Source organism: Kitasatospora sp. NPDC127060 (assembly GCF_042724935.1).
GTDB lineage: Bacteria > Actinomycetota > Actinomycetes > Streptomycetales > Streptomycetaceae > Kitasatospora.
The window spans coordinates 24,781-42,409 of the sequence record NZ_JBHXEG010000065.1 but is presented as its reverse complement, the minus strand read 5'-3'; the positions used below and the strand labels follow the sequence as shown (position 1 = coordinate 42,409).

Sequence of the window (17,629 nt, the reverse complement as noted above, 5' to 3'; positions counted from 1 at the left end):
CGCCACCCCCCGACGACCGTACGCCCCCACGGCCCGCCCGGGAATCCGTACGGCTACTCGGTTCCCGCCCGGCCGCACACAGCACCTCCCCCATCACCCCGCGAAACCCACCCCACCCAGGAGGGCCGCACTCCGCGAACCCCCACCGAATCTCCACGCCCCGGGCCCCGAAGCGCCCCGTCTCAGCCCTTGCGCAGCCGCAGGCCGATCAGCCCCAGGCCGCAGCCGATCAGCCCCAGGCCCGCGCCCAGCGGCAGCTGGAGCGTGGAGGGGTCCTGCCAGCGGGCGGGGAGGATGGCGGGGACGGCCGCAGCGGCCACGGGCTGGCCGGAGGCCGCCGTGACGGTGTCCTGGTCGGCGGCCGGAGCGGAGGCGTCCGGGGCGTCCGGGGCGTCCGGGTCCTGGGCCTGCTCGGGCGGCTGCTCGACGGCCTGGTCCGGTGCCTGGTCCGGTGCCTGGTCGGGCACCTGGCCGGGAGTCTGGTCCGGCAGCTGGCCGGGAGCCTGGTCCGGCACCTGGTCCACGGCCGTGTCCGGGTGCTCCAGCACCGCCGCGGGGTGGTGCCGGTGGGCCCGGAGTCCGGCGAGGTCCGGGCGCGACCGGTCGGGCGCCGGGTACTGCGGCGGCGCGGCCTTCGGCGACGGCCCCTCCGGCTCCGTCCAGGCCTGGTCGTCATCCGCCGCCGGGCCGGACGGGTCGTCCGGCCCGGCCTGGTCGTCGGCACCCGTCGCCGGCCCGTCCGGCTCGGCCTGGTCGTCGGCCCCGGTGGCCGAGGAGTCCGCCGGCACCGAGGCGGTCGGCGCCGGCTCGGCGGCCGCCACGGTCGCGGCGGCCAGCGGAAGGGTCAGTCCCAGCACGGCTGCCGCGAACAGCCGGCGGGCACGGCGGAGCCGGGGGTCGGTGCGGTGGTGGAGCGCGGCGGGCAGCGGCCCGAGGACGACGTACGGAGGTGCGGCCACGGTCGGAGTCCTTCCGACGGCCGACCGCGCCCGGGGCGGGGTCGGCGGTGGGACAGCTCCGGACCAGCCTCACACATTCCGACAATCGCGGCATTTCGGACGCCGGCGCACCCGCCGCGCAGCCCGTCAGGCCTTCAGCACGACCTTCCCGACCTGCTCCCCCGCCTCCAGCACCCGGTGCGCGTCCCCGGCCGAGGTCAGCGGCAGCACCCGGTCCACCACCGGCTTCACCACTCCGGACTCGACCAGCGGCCACACGTGCTCCCGCACCGCCGCCACGATCGCCGCCTTCTCCGCGAGCGGCCGCCCGCGCAGGTTGGTGGCGATCACCGCGGCGCGCTTGCGCAGCAGCGCGTTGAGGTCGAGTTCGCCCTTGGCCCCGCCCTGCAGCCCGATGATCACCAGCCGTCCGTTGACGGCCAGGGCGTCCACGTTCCGCTGCAGGTACTTGGCACCCATGATGTCCAGGATCACGTCCGCCCCGGCCCCGCCGGTGGCCTCGCGCAGCACCTCGACGAAGTCCTGCTCGCGGTAGTCGATCGTGATGTCGGCGCCCAGCTCGGCGCACCGGGCCAGCTTCTCGGCGCCGCCCGCGGTGACCGCGACCCGTGCGCCGACGGCCTTGGCCAGCTGGATCGCCATCGTCCCGATCCCGCTGGCGCCGCCGTGCAGCAGCACTGTCTCGCCGGGCCGCAGGTGGGCGGTGAGGAAGACGTTGGACCACACCGTGGAGGCCACCTCGGGCAGCGCCGCGGCCTGCTCCGGGCTCAGCCCCTCGGGCAGCGGCAGCAGCTGCCCGCTCGGCACCGCGACCTTCTGCGCGTAGCCGCCACCGGCCAGCAGCGCGCACACCCGGTCGCCGACGGCCCAGCCGGCCACACCCGGCCCGAGCGCGACGATCCGCCCGGCGCACTCCAGCCCGGGGTAGGGCGAGGCGCCGGGCGGCGGGTTGTAGAAGCCCTGCCGCTGGAGCAGGTCCGCGCGGTTGACGGCGGTGGCCGCCACCTCGACCAGGACCTCGCCCTCGCCGGGCACCGGATCGGGGACCTCGGCCCACACCAGTGCCTCGGGGCCGCCGGGTACGGGAATCGTCATCGCATGCATGCCCCGAACCTACTTCGCCGTACGGCGGTCCGGGGTTCAGGCCCCGCCCGGCCCGGCCGACTTGATGACGATCACCCGGTCGGTGAGCTGCAGGACGGCGGCCTCCGGCTCGGTGTAGTTGAGCACCCGTCGGCCCCGCACCACCGCGAGCACCAACTCCTCGCACTCGCGCGGACCGTGCCCGGCCTCGGCCCGGGTGACCGGCCGTTCGACCACGTCCAGCCCGTTCCCGTAGGTGAGCAGGTCCTCCATCACCGCTCCGGCGTGCGGGCTGAGCATCGACAGCCCGAGCAGCCGCCCGGCCGAACTGGAGCTGGTGACCACGACGTCGGCACCGCTCTGCCGCAGCAGCGGAGCGTTCTCGTCCTCCCGTACGGCGGCGACCACGGTGGCACCCTTGTTCAACTGGCGCACCGTGAGGGTGATCAGCACCGCCGTGTCGTCCCGTTCCGGGGCGACCACGATCCGGGCCGCGCCCGGTACCGCGGCCCGCACCAGGGTGTCGGTGCGGGTGGCGTCGCCGACCACCCCGACCAGGCCGTGCCGGGAGGCGTGTTCGATGACCTTGCGCTGGGGGTCGACGACGACGATCTCCTCCGCCTTCACCCCCTGCCCGAGCAGGGTGTCGACGGCGCTGCGCCCCTTCGTCCCGAAGCCGATGACGACGGTGTGCTCGCGCACGGTGGACCTCCAGCGGTTCAACCGCCATTGCAGACGGGTGCGTTCGGTGAGCACCTCCAGCGTGGTGCCGACCAGGATGATCAGGAACACCACGCGCAGCGGGGTGATCACGAAGATGTTGGTGAGCCGGGCGCCGTCGCTGTACGGGGTGATGTCGCCGTAGCCGGTGGTGGAGAGCGTCACGGTGGCGTAGTAGGCCGCGTCCAGGAAGCTGAGATCGCCGCCCGCGTTGTCGTGGTAGCCGGCCCGGTCGAGGTACACGATCACCGAGGTGGCGACCAGCACGGCGAGCGCCAGCAGCAGCCGGGAGCCGACCTGCCGCACCGCGGGCGCGGTCCGCCGGGCGGGCAGCACGATCCCGGCGTCCGCCCACGGCTCCGTGCCGGGCGCCGAGATGCGCCTCAGCCGGCTCATCCGCCCACCTCGCTCCGCCCGCTCACGGCGCCTCCACCAGTTCGACGGCCTCCCCCGCGCCGGCCCCGCCGGGCGGGACGACGGCCAGCGCCTCGGCCCGGGCGAGGCCGCGCAGCATCGCGGGCCCGTCGAAGGCGAGCGGGACGACCCCCGCGGCGGTGCGCCGCACCGGCTGGAGCCGGGTGTCCACCGGGTGTCCGGGCAGCGGCACGGCCGTCGGGGCGAGCGCGGGCGCGGTGACACCCCGCCCGCCGCGGGCGTGCAGCAGCGGCAGGGCGAGGGTGACCATGCCGGCGACGGCGGCCAGCGGATTGCCGGGCAGGCCCACCAGATGGCGCCCACCGGGGAGTTCGGCCAGCAGCATGGGGTGTCCGGGGCGGACGGCCACGCCGTCGACCAGCAGTCGGGCGCCGGCTTCGGCGAGCGCCCGGTGCAGGAAGTCGACCGGCCCGGCAGCCGTTCCGCCGGTGGTGACCACGACGTCGGCGGTGGAGTGCCGCAGGGCGTCCCGGAGCAGCCCGAAGTCGTCCCGGACGCACCGGACTTCGGCGACCTCGGCACCGGCCGCCCGCAGCCAGGGCGGCAGCAGCGGGCCCAGCGCGTCCCGGACCAGCCCCGGGCCGGGGATCCCGGTGTCGAGCAACTCGTCGCCCAGTATGAGCAGTTGGACGACCGGGCGACGGCGCACGGCGAGCCGGTCGTGGCCGCAGGCGGCGGCCAGGCCGAGCACGGCGGGCCCGACCACCGTCCCGGCGGGCAGCAACTCCTCGCCCCGGCGGCACTCCTGGCCGCGCGGGCGGACGTCCTGACCGGTGGTCAGCGGCTGCGGGCCGCGGTCACGCAGCAGCGTGCCGTCCGTCCGGCCGTGTTCACGGCGCAGTACGGCGGTCGCCCCGGGCGGCAGTTGGGCGCCGGTGGCGATCTCGACGGCGCAGCCGTCGGCCAGCGGGTCCACTTCGGTGCGGCCGGCCAGCACCTTCCCGGCGACCCGCCAGGGCCCGGGGCCGGCGACCGCCCAGCCGTCCATCGCGGAGGTGTCGAAGGCGGGCAGGTCGGTGAGCGCGCCGAGCGGTTCGGCGAGGACGTGTCCGAGCGCTTCGGCCAGCGGCCGCCCGATCACCGGCAGCGGGCGCAGCCCGGCCCGGCGCGCGGTCTCCCGGGCGCGCGGCCAACTCAGCACGCCGGGACCGGTGGCGGGGGCGGTCACGGTGGTCTGCCCGACCGCGCTCACGGCTCGCCCGGGCTGTCGTCGCCCGGGCTGGCCCCGGCCAGGGCCCACCGCTCGGCGAGCGCCGCGGTCCGCCGGGACGCCTCGGCGACGGCCTCCGCCCCGCCGCCCTGCCGGGCGGCCGCGTAGCCGACCAGGAAGGCGGTCAGCGGCGCGGCCGGCCGGGCCACCCCGTGCGCGACCACCCGGGCCGTGTCGAGCAGTCCCCGGACGTCCACGTCCAGGTCGATGCCCAGGTCGGCCTTGACCTCGGCGATCCAGTCTTCCAGCGTGCGCTCCATGCGCCCATGCTGCCTGATCGGCGGTTTCCCCGAGGTGTTCGCCCCGTGTGCGGCGCGCGTCGTTTCCCTCACGGTCCGGGGCCGGGACCGGTGAGAGCCGGTCAGGACTTCTCCCGCTCCCGGGCCTGTTCGAGGTCCTCCCAGGTGTCGCAGTCGTACGCGACGTCGTCCGTGTCGGCGACCCGCAGCCCGGCCAGTCCGCCGACGAGGCGGCGCAGCGGCTGCCCGGCCGGGTCGCCGAGGGCGGCGAGCGCGGCGCGCAGCGGGGCGGTGCGGTAGGCGGCGGCGAGCGGCTGGTCGCGGCCGCCCGCGTCGACCAGCAGGGCGGCGTCCACGGTCGGCCCGGCCCCGTCGAGGGCGTCTGCCAGCCGGTCCACCGTGCGCCGGTCCAGGAAGGGCAGGTCCGCGGCGAGCAGCAGCACGAGGTCGGCGGTGACCAGGTCGAGCCCGGCCGCGACGGCGGCGACCGGCCCGCCGCCGGGCGGCTGCTCCCTGGTCCAGTGGACGCCCGCGCGCGCGGTCGGCCGGGCGGGGCCGACCACGACGGTGGTCCGGGCACCGGTGCAGGCGGCGAGCACCCGGTCCAGCAGGGTCGTCTCCCCGACGGTGAGGCCGGGTTTGTCGGCCCCGCCCAGCCGCCGGGCCGAGCCGCCGGCCGGAACGATCACGTCGTACAGCGTCGCCATGCGGCCAGTATCCCGTCCTACTCGCTCGCCCCGTCCTCCCCGTCCTCCGCTTCCGCCTCCGCTTCCGCCTCGGCTGCCGGGGAGGCCGCCCGCGCGGTGTTGGCGGCGGCGCCCAGCTCCAGGAAGGACGGCAGGGTGAGCTCCCCGTACCGCTCGTTCATCGCCGTGACCAGCGCCTCCGGGTCGTCCGGGTGCTCGGCCAGCAGCCGGTCGAAGTCCTTGAGGTACTCCCCGGTGAAGGCGAGCACCCGGTCCGCGTCGTCGCCCTGCTCGGGGGCGCGGTGCCCGGCGATGACCCGGTCGACGCCGAGGTCGGCGATCCGGCCGAGGTTGTGGCCCCAGGTGGTGCGCTGGGCCGGGGTCGTGTCGGCGGTCCAGACGTGGGTGCCGTTGCAGGCGAAGTCCCCGGCGATCACGGTCCGGATGCTGGGCACGTGGACGACGGTGGACTCCCCGCAGTCGGCCTGGCCGAGCAGCAGCACCGGGATCACCTGGCGGTCGAGCATCAGCGGTTGCGGCAGCAGCGGGGCGGGGACCAGCGGGTGGTCCGGGATGTCGTCGCCGTAGACCGGCTTCCACTGGGCGACCTTGGCCGCGACGGTCCGCCGGATGCCCTCGACCACCGCCGGGGCGGCCAGCAGCTGGGCGTCCGGGAAGAGCCTCAGCACCTCCTCGGCCCCGAAGTAGTGGTCCGGGTGCTGGTGGGTGATCACGATGGCGAGCAGCCGACGGCCCTTGCCCGCGACCCACTCGGCCAGTTCGCGCCCGGCGCTGCGGGTGAGCTGGGCGTCGACCAGGATCGCGGTCCGCTCGCCGAGGATCAGCGTGGAGGTGGTGAAGAAGGCCGACTCGGGCCCGGTGAAGACGGCGACCTCCAGCGGAGGGGCCGGGCGCTCGGCGTCGTCGGCGACCCCGGCCGCGACGGGCTCGGTGTCGGCCCGTTCCGCGCCGGCGCTCTCCTCGGGCGGGGACGACGTCACGGGCTGCTCCCTCTGGTTCGGCGGTCGGACTCCTTGCGCCCTACAGCATGGGAGCACCGGCGGCCGATTGCGCGGAAGGCGCGCCCGGCGGGGCGCGCCTTCAGGGGCAGGTCACACCGAGGCCCGGGCGGCGAGTTCCTTGCCCCGGCGGGCGGCCTGCTCCAGCGCCTGCGCCTTGGACTCGACGGCCCGCGGGACGAACTCGGCCAGCTGCGGGACGCTCGCCGCGAGGGTGAGCTCCGGGACGATGAAGTCGACCTCCAGCCCCAGCCCGCCGCCCAGCACCTTCTCCAGGTAGGTGGTGACGAACTCGTACGGCTCGCGCGGGGCGCCCGGGCCGTACGAACCACCGCGGGAGGCGACGACGGTCACCGGGGTGCCCTTGGCGGAGGGCTGGTCGCCGGCGGTGCGGCCCATCAGGATCACGTGGTCCAGCCAGGCCTTGAGGGTCGACGGGATCGTGAAGTTGTACATCGGGGCGCCGATCAGCACCGCGTCGGCGGATTCCAGCTCGACCATCAGCTGCTCGCGGAGCGCGAAGGCGGCGGCCTGCTCGGCGGTGCGGGCCTCGGCCGGGAGGTATCCGGCGGTGATGCCGGCGGCCTCCAGGTGCGGGAGCGGGTCGGCGGCGAGGTCGTGGTGGATCACCGTGCCGCCGGGGTGCTCGGCCTGCCAGGCCTCCCGGAACGCGGCCGTGACCTCGCGGGAGACGGAGCCGTCGGTGAGCGCCGAGGAGTCGATGTGCAGCAGTGTGGGCATGGCAGAGCCTCCAGAGAATAAGTAGCTGCGGTTTCCGTCGCAGCTGCAAGTAACGTAGCAGCTTACTTTTCTATAGTCACTAGTGACGGGTCGAGTAGGCTGGAGCCATGGCCGAGCCCCAGGTAGTCCCCGACGCAGCTCCGACCGCCGTCGACGCGGGCGCCCCCGAGGGCCACGGCGGCTGCTTCAACGTCGAGCTCGCCCTCAACCGGGTGTTCACCCTGCTCGGCAAGCGCTGGACCGGTCTGCTGCTGGGCGTGCTCAACAACGGCGGCCCCGCCCACTTCTCCGAGCTGCGCCGTTCCGTTCCGGGCATCAGCGAGCGGATGCTCTCCGACCGCCTGACCGAGCTCACCGAGGCCGGACTGGTCGTCCGCGAGGTCGACCCCGGCCCCCCGCTGCGGGTGAGGTACCGGCTCACCGAGAGCGGGATCGCACTGAAGCCGGCCCTCACCGAACTGGCCGTCTGGGCCGACCGCTACCTGCCGGAGGACGCCCTCAAGGGCGGCTGCTGACCCGCCCGGCCGCACCCGGACACGCCGAAGGGCCCGCCCTGCCGACAACGGCGGACGGGCCCTTCGTGCAGCTGCTCAGCCCTGCGCGGCACCGCCGCGCAGTCGGGCCACCCGGTCGGCGACGCCCCAGGACGTCACCCGCCAGAGCGCCTCGACCACGATGCTGCGGCTCATCTTGGAGGCGCCGAGCTCACGCTCGACGAAGGTGATCGGCACCTCGGCGACCTTGAAGCCCGCCTTCACCGTGCGCCAGGCCAGGTCGACCTGGAAGCAGTACCCGGCCGAGGCCACCTCGTCCATGCCCAGGCCCAGCAGGGTCTCCTTGCGGAAGGCCCGGTAACCGCCGGTGACGTCCCGGATCGGCACGCCCAGCATCAGCCGCGAGTAGGTCGAGCCGCTGCGCGAGAGCAGCAGCCGGGACTTCGGCCAGTTGACCACCCGGCCGCCCGGCACCCAGCGCGAGCCGAGCACGAGGTCGGCGCCGCGCAGCGCGCTCAGCAGCCGGTCCAGCTCCTCGGGCTGGTGCGAGCCGTCCGCGTCCATCTCGACCAGGACGTCGTAGCCGTTGTCGATGCCCCAGCGGAAGCCCGCGAGGTAGGCGGCGCCCAGGCCCTCCTTGCCCTTGCGGTGCATGACGTGCACGTTCTGGTCCTCGGTGGCCAGCTTGTCGGCCAGCTCGCCGGTGCCGTCGGGGCTGTTGTCGTCGGCGACCAGCACATGGGCCTCGGGCACCGCGGCCCGGACCCGGCCGACGATCCGCTCGACGTTCTCCGCCTCGTTGTAGGTCGGGATGATCACCAGGACCCTGCCGAGATCAGCAAAACTCTGCTGGTTCACGGTCACGTACAAACCTCTCGGCCGATGGCGGGGAGTATCAGAACACCGTCGCCCGCACTCTGGAACGCGGCCCCGCCGACAGCCCGCCGACGGGATGACCACGGTGGAGAATGCTGCGGGGGGCGGAGACTACTGCGTCCTGGCATCCTACTACCGCGCCCGGGAACCACCGGTCGGACCACGGCACTCCCACCGGATGGCCGCCGTTTCCCCGCGGGCGACCGAGGTCAGCTAGGGTCGATGCCCTTGCCCGTGCCCGGGCCGCCCCGTCAGCGAAGGAGTAGGACCGCGCGCATGGACAGGCTCGTCAACACCGTCCGCCCGTACGCCTGGGGGTCGCTCACGGCCCTGCCCGAGCTGCTGGGGCAGGAACCGACCGGCGAACCGCAGGCCGAGCTGTGGATGGGCGCCCACCCCGGCGACCCGTCCCGCGCCGACCGCGGCGAGGGCCCGAGGCGGCTGGACGAGCTGATCGCGGCCGACCCCGAGGGCGAACTCGGCGCGGCGAGCGTGGCCCGGTTCGGCCCGAGCCTGCCGTTCCTGTTCAAGGTGCTCGCCGCGGGCATCCCGCTGTCCATCCAGGCCCACCCCACACTGGACCAGGCCCGGGCCGGCTTCGCCGCCGAGAACGCCCTCGGCATCCCGCTGGACGCCCCCGGGCGCAGCTACCGCGACGACAACCACAAGCCCGAAATGGTCTGCGCGCTGGGCGAGTTCGAGGGTCTGTGCGGCTTCCGCCGGCCCGCCGCGGCGGCCGCGCTGATGGCCGCCCTCGGGGTGCCCGGGCTGGACCCGGTGATCGCACTGCTATCGGTCGAGGCCCCCGGCGGCCCCGAGGCCGAGGCCCGGGCCCTGCGCGACGCCCTGGCCGCCCTGCTCACCATGGACGACGAGACCGCCGGGCGGACCGTCCGGGACACCGTCGCCGCGCTGGCCGGGACGGATCCGGACGGTGAGCACGCCCCGTACACCAGGATCGCCAAGGACTTCCCGGACGACCGCGGCGTGCTCGTCGGCATGCTGCTCAACCACTTCCGGCTGCGGGCCGGAGAGGCGCTCTACCTGGGCGCCGGGGTGCCGCACGCCTACCTGTCCGGGGTCTGCGTGGAGCTCCAGGCCAACTCGGACAACGTGCTGCGGGCCGGCCTCACCCCCAAGCACATCGACGTGCCGGAACTGCTCAAGGTCGTGCTCTTCGAGCCCTGCGCGCCCGAGGTGGTGCACCCCGTCCCGGTCGGGACCACCCCCGGCGAGCAGCTCTACCCCGTCCCGATCGACGAGTTCCGGCTCTCCCGCTTCGAGCTGGCCGGCGTCGAGCGCGAGATCGACGGCCGCACCCCGCAGATCCTGCTCTGCACCGAGGGCGCCGTACGGCTCACCGCCGCCGACGGCACCGTGCTGGACCTCGCCCGCGGCCAGTCCGCCTTCCTCCCGGCCACCGGCACCCCGACCCGGCTCTCCGGCACGGCCGGCACGCTCTTCCGCGCCACCGTCACGGTCTGAGCCCGCCCGGAGGGGCGGGTACGGCGAAGGGCTCGCCCCCAGCGGGGGCGAGCCCTTCGTGCTGTTCGACCGGTCAGCGGCCCGGGGATCCGGCCCCGGCCGGCACCGTCTCCTCGGCCGAGGCCGAAGCAGGAGTCGAGGCCGGAGCCGCGGCGGGGACGCTCGCGGCGGCGCCGGCCGGCACCGCGAAGGCGAGCGGCGGCAGCTCGCCGCCGGGCCAGCGGCGGTCGACCCACTTGCCCACCTTGCGGCCCACCTTCTGCACCGGGAGCTCCACCAGCTTGTACATCACCCAGCTCGCGATCATGATCACGGCGAGGTACTCGACCGTCCACAGCACCTTGCCGCCGGTCGTCGGCGGCACCTTGGGCACGTCCAGCAGGTGGTGCAGGGTGTGCAGCACCGGGACGTGCAGCAGGTAGAGCGAGAAGCTGATCCCGCCGAGCCAGGTCAGCGGCTTCGGGAAGCGGCGCTTGCGCAGTGCGAAGCCGATCCCGAAGGTCAGCCAGGCGCCGAGGTAGGAGCCGACGAAGGCCCGCGGCCCGGCCGTCCAGGTGTTGTTCTCCATGCCGCTGTGGTTGTAGAAGAACGCGACGGCCACGCCCGCGGCCATCACGAAGCCGCAGCAGAGGACGGCCTGCAGGCGGTCGATCTGGCCGCGCTCGGCGCGGTAGACCGTGGTGCCGGCGAACATCGTGGCGAAGATCATCAGGGTCTCGAACATCGGGGCCCGGCTGTTGTTGTACATCAGCACGAAGGCCAGCACGCCGAGCGTGATCGCGCCGATCCGGGTCAGGTTCGCCCGGCCGCTCAGCACGCAGGCGAAGGCGAAGAGCACGATCAGCACCACGCCCCAGACCAGGTTGTGGGTCGAGGCGGCGTCGACGGTCATGGTGTGGGACGCGATGGAGGTCCCGAAGATCACCGCCACGGCGGCGAAGGCCACCGCGATCGGGGCGCTGCGACGGTGCTGGCCGACCGCGAAGAGCGCGGTGACCATGTAGTAGAAGGCCATCTCGTAGCTCAGCGTCCACATGACGCCCAGGCCGTTCCAGACGCCCATGAAGTCCTGCAGCATGGTCGTGTTGGCGGCCACGGCCACGAAGTTGTGACCGGTGGCGAAGAGCGCGACCGAGCCGTCACCCTTGGGGATGATGGCCAGCGCCACCGCGATGCCGATGATCACCGGCGGCCAGAGCCGGAAGAACCGGCCGATCCAGAACGCCCGGACGTTCCCCCGGCGTTCCAGCGAGGCGGGGATGATGTAGCCGCTGACCAGGAAGAACAGCATCACGCCGTACAGGCCGAGATCCCCGTGCCACCAGATGAAGGCGGCCAGCCGGTCCGGCAGCAGCTTCAGGACGTCGAAGTGGTGCAGGGCGACCACGAGGGCGGCCACACCGCGCAGCGCGTCGAGCCAGCCGAGCCGGGCGGCCGCACCGCCCGCCCGGGCCTGCGTGCTTCCCCCGGACTTACGGGCGACCGGCAGTCGTATCGTCTTCACCGCAGGGACAGTAGTCCATCTGCGTCACGTCCCCGCCTCCGGCGCCGTCGCCTACCTCGGCGGCACCGCCCCGAGCACGCTCGTCCGGGCCGGGCACGTCCGGGCCCACCGCCCGGAGGCGGCCGCCCTCGCCGACGCCCTGTTCCGCGCCGAGCGCCCGCCGCACTGCCTGAGCCGGTTCCGAGCGCCGACCGGCCGCCCCGCCCGGGAGCGGCCCCCGGGACCGTCAGTCCCGGGTCATGTCGACGAAGCGCGAGTAGTGGCCCTGGAAGGCCACCGTGATGGTGGCGGTCGGGCCGTTACGGTGCTTGGCGACGATCAGGTCGGCCTCGCCCGCGCGCGGGGACTCCTTCTCGTACGCGTCCTCGCGGTGCAGCAGGATGACCATGTCGGCGTCCTGCTCGATCGAGCCGGACTCGCGCAGGTCGGAGACCATCGGCCGCTTGTCGGTGCGCTGTTCGGGACCACGGTTCAGCTGGGACAGCGCGATGACCGGGACTTCCAGCTCCTTGGCCAGCAGCTTGAGGTTCCGGGACATGTCCGAGACCTCCTGCTGGCGGTTCTCGGCCCGGCGGGAGCCGCCGGACTGCATCAGCTGGAGGTAGTCGATCACGATCAGCTTGATGTCGTTGCGCTGCTTGAGCCGGCGGCACTTGGCCCGGATCTCCATCATCGACAGGTTCGGCGAGTCGTCGATGAACAGCGGCGCCTCGCTGACGTCGGGCATCCGGCGGGCGACCCTGGTCCAGTCGTCGTCCGTCATGTTCCCGGAGCGCATGTGGTGCAGCGCGACCCGGGCCTCGGCGGAGAGCAGGCGCATGGCGATCTCGTTGCGACCCATTTCGAGCGAGAAGATCACGCTCGGCAGCTTGTGGTGGATCGAGCAGGCACGGGCGAAGTCCAGCGCGAGGGTGGACTTACCCATGGCGGGGCGGGCCGCGATGACGATCATCTGACCGGGGTGCAGCCCGTTGGTGAGCTGGTCGAAGTCGGCGAAGCCGGTCGGCACGCCGGACATCTGGCCGTTGCGGGAGCCGATCGCCTCGATCTCGTCGAGGGCGCCCTCCATGATGTCGGCGAGCGGCGCGTAGTCCTCGTTGGTCCGCTGCTCGGTGACGGCGTAGATCTCCGCCTGGGCGGCGTTGACGATCTCGTCCACGTCGCCCTCGGCCGCGTAGCCCATGCCGGCGATCCGGGTGCCGGCCTCGACCAGGCGACGCAGCACCCCGCGCTCGGCGACGATCTGCGCGTAGTACTCGGCGTTGGCCGCGGTCGGGACGGAGTTGACCAGGGTGTGCAGGTAGGAGGCGCCGCCGACGCGCTGCAGCTCGCCGCGCTTGGTGAGCTCGCCGGCCACGGTGATCGGGTCGGCCGGCTCGCCGCGGGCGTAGAGGTCGAGGATCGCGCCGTGGATCATCTCGTGCGCGGGCCGGTAGTAGTCGGCCGGCTTGAGCACCTCGACCACGTCGGCGATGGCGTCCTTGGACAGCAGCATGCCGCCCAGCACCGACTGCTCGGCGGCGAGGTCCTGCGGGGGGACGCGCTCGAAGCCGTCGACACCGCCCTGGCCGTCGTCGTCCCGGCGGTCCCGGTCCTTGCCGTTCTTCCCGAAGCCGCCCTTGCGGAAGCCCTCGCCGCGGCCGCCACCCTGACCGCCACCCTGGCCGCCGCCCTGGCCGCCGCGGTTGCGGGAGACCGGCAGCCGGTCGCCGGGGCCGTCCGGGAAGGGGGCGTCGTCGAAGGCGCCGGCCGGGAAGGGATCCTCGGCGTTCTGCCAGTCCTCCTCCGGCGGCGGCGGGGCGTCGTGGTCGTCGTACTGGGGGCCGGTCACGCGTGTTCCCCGATCAGCGAGTGGTGCGAAGTTGGAGCGGGCCTTGCCGGTGGCTGGGTGGAGCGGAGCCGCTCCTTTTGTACGCCACGGCACCGACAAATCGGACGCCGGGGTGGGTGAGAGTGTCGGGCGGAGGGCCCACGCTAAGGCGCCGGACGCCCTCGCGCCAAGGCGGTTATCCACAGGGGGTGTGGACGAGTGGCCCTCGGCTGTGGAGAACTGCCGCAAAGCTGTGGACACCCCTGTGGAAGCTCCTGTGGATAACCGGACAATCGATCCACCGTCAACCTGCTGACCTGCGTTTACCTCTTCCGGGGCCTGTGCATGAGAAATTCTTCACACACCGCCGAACGGCCGTGGACACGGACCGGACGGAGCTCGCCGCTCACAGTTTCAAGTAATGACTGAAAAGGCCATTGGCCTATTACCTGTGGATGAGTACCCTGGAGCGCATGAGCACCGCCCCCACCGATACCTCCGGACGCAGCCGCGACCGCCGCAGCCACGACCGCGAGATCCTCGCCCTGGCGGTGCCCGCCTTCGGCGCCCTGGTCGCCGAGCCGCTGTTCCTGCTGGCCGACTCCGCGATCGTCGGCCACCTCGGCACCCCCCAGCTCGCCGGGGTCGGCGTCGCCTCCGCCGCCCTCACCACGGCCACCGGGGTGTTCGTCTTCCTCGCCTACGCCACCACCGCCGCGGTGGCCCGCCGTATAGGCGCCGGGGACCGCCGGGGCGCCGTCCAGCAGGGCGTCGACGGCCTCTGGCTGGCGCTCGGCCTGGCCGTCCCGGTGGTGCTGCTCACCCTGCTGCTGGCCCCCTGGGCGGCCGAGCTGCTGGGCGCCTCGCCGACCGCGGCGCCGTACGCCGTGACGTACCTGCGGATCAGCTCGCTGGGCATCCCGGCGATGCTCCTGGTACTGGCCGCCACCGGCGTGCTGCGCGGCCTCCAGGACACCCGCACGCCGCTGGTGGTGGCCGTGGCGGGCTTCACCGCCAACATCGGCCTGAACGCCGGCCTGGTGTACGGCGCCGGCCTGGGGGTGGCCGGCTCCGCCTGGGGCACCGTGCTGACCCAGACCGGGATGGCCGCCGTCTACCTGGTCGTGGTGGTCCGCGGCGCCCGCCGGGAGCGGGCCTCGCTGCGGCCGGACGCAGCCGGCATCCGGGCCGGGGCCAGGGCGGGCGGTCCGCTGCTGGTGCGCACGGTCAGCCTGCGCGCGGTGCTGATGATCGCCACCGCGGTGGCCGCCCGGCTCGGCGACGACCAGGTGGCCGCGCACCAGATCGCCATGACGCTGTTCAGCTTCCTGGCCTTCGCGCTGGACGCCATCGCGATCGCCGGGCAGGCCATCATCGGCCGCTACCTGGGCGCCTCGGACGTCCCGGGCGCCCGGGCGGCCACCCGGCGGATGGTCGAGTGGGGGCTGGGCTCCGGGGTGGTGCTGGGCCTGCTGGTGGTGCTCGCCCGCCCGCTGTACGTCCCGCTGTTCACGCCCGACCCGGTGGTCCAGGGGCAGCTGCACACGGCGCTGCTGCTGCTCGCGCTCAGCCAGCCGGTGGCCGGCCTGGTCTTCGTGCTGGACGGCGTGCTGATGGGCGCCGGGGACGGCCCGTACCTGGCCCGGGCGGCGCTGGCCACCCTGGCGGTGTTCACCCCGGCGGCCCTCGCGGTGCCCGCCACCGGCACCGGGCTGGCCGGGCTGTGGTGGGCGATGAACCTGTTCATGCTGGTCCGCGCGGTCTTCCTGGTCGCCCGCGCCCGCGGCGGCCGCTGGCTGGTCACCGGGGCCGTCCGGAGCTGACCGGAACGACCGAGGGCCGGACTCCCCGAGCGGGGAGTCCGGCCCTCAGGCCACTGCTACGGAACTCAGGCAGCCACGACGGCGACGTCGAGGTTGGCCACGACGTCCGAGTGCAGCTTGACCGAGACCTTGTGGGTGCCCACGGTCTTGATCGGCGAGCCGATCGCGACGGCGCGCTTGTCCACAGCCGGGCCGCCGGCGGCCTTGATGGCCTCGACGACGTCGGCCTGGGTCACCGAGCCGAACAGACGGCCGGCCTCGCCCGAGCGAACGGCCAGCTTGACCTGGACGCCCTCGAGCTTGCCCTTGACGTCGTTGGCGGCGTCGAGGGTCTGGATCGCGTGGATCTTGCGGGCGCGACGGATCGCGTCGACGTCCTTCTGGCCACCCTTGGTCCAGCGGATGGCGAAGCCACGCGGGACCAGGAAGTTGCGGGCGTAGCCGTCCTTGACCTCGACGACCTCGCCGGCGGAGCCGAGACCCGGGACCTCGTGCGTGAGGATGATCTTCATTACTCGGTCACCCTCTCTTAGCGCGCGGTGCTGGTGTAGGGCAGCAGCGCCATCTCACGGCTGTTCTTCACGGCCGTGGCGACGTCACGCTGGTGCTGGGTGCAGTTGCCGGTGACCCGGCGGGCACGGATCTTTCCGCGGTCGGAGATGTACTTCCGCAGCAGGTTCGTGTCCTTGTAGTCAACGTAGTTGACCTTGTCCTTGCAGAAGACGCAAACCTTCTTCTTCGGCTTGCGAGCAGGCGGCTTCGCCATGGTGTGCTCCATTTGGGGTTCACGGCCCGGCCGGCGTCCGGGGACGCCTGCGGCCGGGCCGCACGAAATCTGTCAGCTCTTTAGAACGGGGGCTCTTCCGAGAAGCCGCCACCGGACGGGGCGCCGCCCCAGCCGCCGCCGCCCTGGTTTCCACCGGACGGAGCGCTGGACGCCCACGGGTCGTCGGAGGGGCCGGACTGGCCGCCGCCGGAGTTTCCACCCCAGCTGCCGCCGCCCTGCTGGCCGCCACCGTTGCCGCCGCCCCAACCGCCCTGGCCGCCGCCGCCCTGCTGGCCGCCGAAGCCGCCACCGGGGCCGCCGGGGCCACCGGACCGGTTGGCCCGGGTGACCTTCGCGGTCGCCGAGCGCAGGCTCGGGCCGACCTCGTCGACCTCGACCTCGAAGACCGTCCGCTTCTCGCCTTCCTTGGTCTCGTAAGACCGCTGGCGCAGTCGGCCCTGCACGATGACGCGCATGCCGCGCTGCAGCGACTCGGCCACGTTCTCCGCCGGCTGACGCCAGACGTTGCACGTGAGGAAGAGGCTCTCGCCGTCCTTCCACTCGTTCGTCTGACGGTCGAAGGTGCGGGGGGTGGACGCGATGCGGAACTTCGCGACCGCCGCACCCGACGGGGTGAAGCGCAGCTCGGGGTCGTCGACGAGATTGCCGACGAGGGTGATGACGGTCTCGCCTGCCATGGTGGTGATGACCTCTCGGGAAGATGTCCGTTCACCGCTGTTTCACGTGAAACAGCGGACGCGAGCTACCCGAGACCCGAAGGCCTCAGAGGTGGCTCAGTGGGTGTCCGGGCGCAGGACCTTGGTCCGGAGGACCGACTCGCTCAGGCCAAGCTGGCGGTCGAGCTCCTTGACGACCTCAGGCGTGGCCTTGAGGTCGATGACCGAGTAGATGCCCTCGGACTGCTTGTTGATCTCGTAAGCCAGACGGCGGCGACCCCAGGTGTCGACCTTCTCGACCTTGCCGCCGGCGTTGCGGACGACGGCCAGGAAGGACTCGATCAGGGGGGAGACAGCGCGCTCCTCGACCGACGGGTCGAGGATGACCATCAGCTCGTAGTGACGCATGAGTAACCCACCTCCTTTGGACTCAGCGGCCACGGTCTCTCCGTGGCAGGAGGGTTGTGCGTAGCGTCGGCACCGGTGCGGTGACGACTCCGGCCCACCGTAGCGGCCGGGTCCGACAATCGGGCCCCGCCCACCCGGAAGAGGGTGTCACCCGTAAGAGGGCGCAAGGGGGCACAACTACACCAGTGCAGACGGCACAGCCTACCTGCACCCGGACGGCCGAACAAAACGCATAGGGGTTGTGAGACGGACCCAACCGCCGCAATCTGGACGGAACGGGATTCCTGCCCGTTCGTCTCCACGCCAGGAGGTGGGACTCATGGCCCAGTCCGTCCACCGCATGCCCGCCCTCACGCTGAACACCGACGGCCACCCGCACCCCCGCGAGAACACCCTGGTGGCCCTGACGGCCGTGCTGGGCGTGATCGCCTTCACCACCTCGTTCTTCCACAACCTGCACCTGCTGACCTCGTGGACCGGCCTGGCCGGGATCGTCACGGGCCTGTGGGGCATGTTCGTCTCGGTCACCACCGCCGAACGCTTCGTCCTGATGATCACGCTCGGCGCCTCCGCGATCGGCTTCTACCTCGGCATCGCCCGGGGCGGCCTCTGGGGCTGAGCACCCGGCCCCAGGAACCCCCGGCGCCCCCGTCGCGTATCTGGAAGGGACAGGTACCCGACGGGGGCGCCGTCG

Annotated in this window: 17 protein-coding genes and 2 pseudogenes; 5 read left to right on the top strand and 14 right to left on the bottom strand. The window is 73.3% G+C overall.

The genetic code is table 11. The features are described from left to right. Window positions 1-182: 182 nt before the first annotated feature. The 7 genes and pseudogenes from ACFWIS_RS29550 to ACFWIS_RS29520 all read right to left on the bottom strand — a co-directional run bounded on the left by ACFWIS_RS29550 (window position 183) and on the right by ACFWIS_RS29520 (window position 7,092). Window positions 183-959: a hypothetical protein gene (locus ACFWIS_RS29550; RefSeq protein WP_380458474.1), complete on the bottom strand. Its 777-nt coding sequence runs from the start codon at window positions 957-959 to the stop codon at window positions 183-185. A gap of 126 nt (window positions 960-1,085) precedes the next feature. Continuing rightward, window positions 1,086-2,063 (bottom strand): NAD(P)H-quinone oxidoreductase, encoded by a 978-nt coding sequence (locus ACFWIS_RS29545; protein ID WP_380458472.1) that lies wholly within the window; start codon window positions 2,061-2,063, stop codon window positions 1,086-1,088. Between the two features lie 36 nt (window positions 2,064-2,099). Continuing rightward, window positions 2,100-3,158 carry a potassium channel family protein gene (locus ACFWIS_RS29540; RefSeq protein WP_380458470.1) on the bottom strand — a complete coding sequence of 353 codons (1,059 nt, stop codon included), beginning with the start codon at window positions 3,156-3,158 and terminating at the stop codon, window positions 2,100-2,102. Window positions 3,159-3,180: 22 nt separating this feature from the next. Continuing rightward, entirely contained in the window at window positions 3,181-4,365 is a 1,185-nt protein-coding gene (locus ACFWIS_RS29535) for a molybdopterin molybdotransferase MoeA (RefSeq protein ID WP_380524045.1), read from the bottom strand. A 20-nt stretch (window positions 4,366-4,385) separates the two neighbouring features. Next, a pseudogene (locus tag ACFWIS_RS29530) lies at window positions 4,386-5,353 on the bottom strand (NTP transferase domain-containing protein). Window positions 5,354-5,370: 17 nt separating this feature from the next. Beyond that, complete coding sequence (locus ACFWIS_RS29525) at window positions 5,371-6,333, bottom strand: MBL fold metallo-hydrolase (protein WP_380458466.1); 963 nt, start codon at window positions 6,331-6,333, stop codon at window positions 5,371-5,373. Window positions 6,334-6,444: 111 nt separating this feature from the next. Then, a complete protein-coding gene (locus tag ACFWIS_RS29520; RefSeq protein ID WP_380458464.1) occupies window positions 6,445-7,092 on the bottom strand; it encodes an FMN-dependent NADH-azoreductase in 648 nt (215 codons plus the stop codon). Window positions 7,093-7,199: 107 nt separating this feature from the next. On the opposite strand from ACFWIS_RS29520, the gene ACFWIS_RS29515 reads away from it, so the two are divergent. Beyond that, complete coding sequence (locus ACFWIS_RS29515) at window positions 7,200-7,607, top strand: winged helix-turn-helix transcriptional regulator (protein ID WP_380458462.1); 408 nt, start codon at window positions 7,200-7,202, stop codon at window positions 7,605-7,607. A gap of 75 nt (window positions 7,608-7,682) precedes the next feature. On the opposite strand, the gene ACFWIS_RS29510 is transcribed toward ACFWIS_RS29515, so the two are convergent. Then, on the bottom strand, window positions 7,683-8,450 hold the full coding sequence (locus ACFWIS_RS29510; protein ID WP_380458460.1) for a polyprenol monophosphomannose synthase: 768 nt from the start codon (window positions 8,448-8,450) through the stop codon (window positions 7,683-7,685). 288 nt (window positions 8,451-8,738) lie between these two features. Here ACFWIS_RS29510 and manA point away from each other — a divergent pair, with 288 nt between their 5' ends. Then, window positions 8,739-9,947, top strand: coding sequence for a mannose-6-phosphate isomerase, class I (gene manA / locus ACFWIS_RS29505; RefSeq protein WP_380458458.1), 1,209 nt, complete (start codon window positions 8,739-8,741; stop codon window positions 9,945-9,947). Between the two features lie 73 nt (window positions 9,948-10,020). On the opposite strand, the gene ACFWIS_RS29500 is transcribed toward manA, so the two are convergent. After that, window positions 10,021-11,451 carry an acyltransferase family protein gene (locus ACFWIS_RS29500; protein WP_380458456.1) on the bottom strand — a complete coding sequence of 477 codons (1,431 nt, stop codon included), beginning with the start codon at window positions 11,449-11,451 and terminating at the stop codon, window positions 10,021-10,023. A 52-nt stretch (window positions 11,452-11,503) separates the two neighbouring features. Between ACFWIS_RS29500 and ACFWIS_RS29495 the strand changes: the two are divergent. Continuing rightward, window positions 11,504-11,632 (top strand): annotated as a pseudogene (locus ACFWIS_RS29495) (sterol carrier protein domain-containing protein); the annotation flags it as partial. A 45-nt stretch (window positions 11,633-11,677) separates the two neighbouring features. Here the strand turns inward: ACFWIS_RS29495 and dnaB are convergent. Continuing rightward, window positions 11,678-13,153, bottom strand: a complete 1,476-nt coding sequence (gene dnaB / locus ACFWIS_RS29490) for a replicative DNA helicase (protein WP_380458499.1) — start codon at window positions 13,151-13,153, stop codon at window positions 11,678-11,680. Between the two features lie 581 nt (window positions 13,154-13,734). On the opposite strand from dnaB, the gene ACFWIS_RS29485 reads away from it, so the two are divergent. After that, on the top strand, window positions 13,735-15,084 hold the full coding sequence (locus ACFWIS_RS29485) for an MATE family efflux transporter (RefSeq protein WP_380458454.1): 1,350 nt from the start codon (window positions 13,735-13,737) through the stop codon (window positions 15,082-15,084). 65 nt (window positions 15,085-15,149) lie between these two features. Here the strand turns inward: ACFWIS_RS29485 and rplI are convergent, their stop codons facing one another. From rplI to rpsF, 4 genes are all read right to left on the bottom strand, one after another. After that, window positions 15,150-15,596, bottom strand: a complete 447-nt coding sequence (rplI, locus tag ACFWIS_RS29480; protein WP_380458452.1) for a 50S ribosomal protein L9 — start codon at window positions 15,594-15,596, stop codon at window positions 15,150-15,152. Window positions 15,597-15,613: 17 nt separating this feature from the next. Then, window positions 15,614-15,850 (bottom strand): 30S ribosomal protein S18, encoded by a 237-nt coding sequence (rpsR, locus tag ACFWIS_RS29475; protein ID WP_030059640.1) that lies wholly within the window; start codon window positions 15,848-15,850, stop codon window positions 15,614-15,616. Between the two features lie 80 nt (window positions 15,851-15,930). Then, entirely contained in the window at window positions 15,931-16,548 is a 618-nt protein-coding gene (locus ACFWIS_RS29470) for a single-stranded DNA-binding protein (protein ID WP_380458450.1), read from the bottom strand. A 96-nt stretch (window positions 16,549-16,644) separates the two neighbouring features. Next, the gene (gene rpsF, locus ACFWIS_RS29465; protein ID WP_188298654.1) at window positions 16,645-16,935 is read right to left on the bottom strand and encodes a 30S ribosomal protein S6; all 291 of its coding nucleotides are present in this window, start codon (window positions 16,933-16,935) and stop codon (window positions 16,645-16,647) included. 319 nt (window positions 16,936-17,254) lie between these two features. Between rpsF and ACFWIS_RS29460 the strand changes: the two genes are divergently transcribed. Next, on the top strand, window positions 17,255-17,554 hold the full coding sequence (locus ACFWIS_RS29460) for a hypothetical protein (protein ID WP_188302419.1): 300 nt from the start codon (window positions 17,255-17,257) through the stop codon (window positions 17,552-17,554). The last annotated feature ends 75 nt before the right edge of the window (window positions 17,555-17,629 follow it).

Bases quoted from the DNA above. Each gene is read 5' to 3' on its own strand.
- ACFWIS_RS29460 (WP_188302419.1), top strand. From the start codon at position 17,255: ATGGCCCAGTCCGTCCACCGCATGCCCGCCCTCACGCTGAACACCGAC.
- ACFWIS_RS29515 (WP_380458462.1), top strand. From the start codon at position 7,200: ATGGCCGAGCCCCAGGTAGTCCCCGACGCAGCTCCGACCGCCGTCGAC.
- rpsR (WP_030059640.1), bottom strand. From the start codon at position 15,850: ATGGCGAAGCCGCCTGCTCGCAAGCCGAAGAAGAAGGTTTGCGTCTTC.
- rpsF (WP_188298654.1), bottom strand. From the start codon at position 16,935: ATGCGTCACTACGAGCTGATGGTCATCCTCGACCCGTCGGTCGAGGAG.
- ACFWIS_RS29540 (WP_380458470.1), bottom strand. From the start codon at position 3,158: ATGAGCCGGCTGAGGCGCATCTCGGCGCCCGGCACGGAGCCGTGGGCG.
- rplI (WP_380458452.1), bottom strand. From the start codon at position 15,596: ATGAAGATCATCCTCACGCACGAGGTCCCGGGTCTCGGCTCCGCCGGC.
- manA (WP_380458458.1), top strand. From the start codon at position 8,739: ATGGACAGGCTCGTCAACACCGTCCGCCCGTACGCCTGGGGGTCGCTC.
- ACFWIS_RS29485 (WP_380458454.1), top strand. From the start codon at position 13,735: ATGAGCACCGCCCCCACCGATACCTCCGGACGCAGCCGCGACCGCCGC.
- ACFWIS_RS29520 (WP_380458464.1), bottom strand. From the start codon at position 7,092: ATGCCCACACTGCTGCACATCGACTCCTCGGCGCTCACCGACGGCTCC.
- ACFWIS_RS29545 (WP_380458472.1), bottom strand. From the start codon at position 2,063: ATGCATGCGATGACGATTCCCGTACCCGGCGGCCCCGAGGCACTGGTG.
- ACFWIS_RS29470 (WP_380458450.1), bottom strand. From the start codon at position 16,548: ATGGCAGGCGAGACCGTCATCACCCTCGTCGGCAATCTCGTCGACGAC.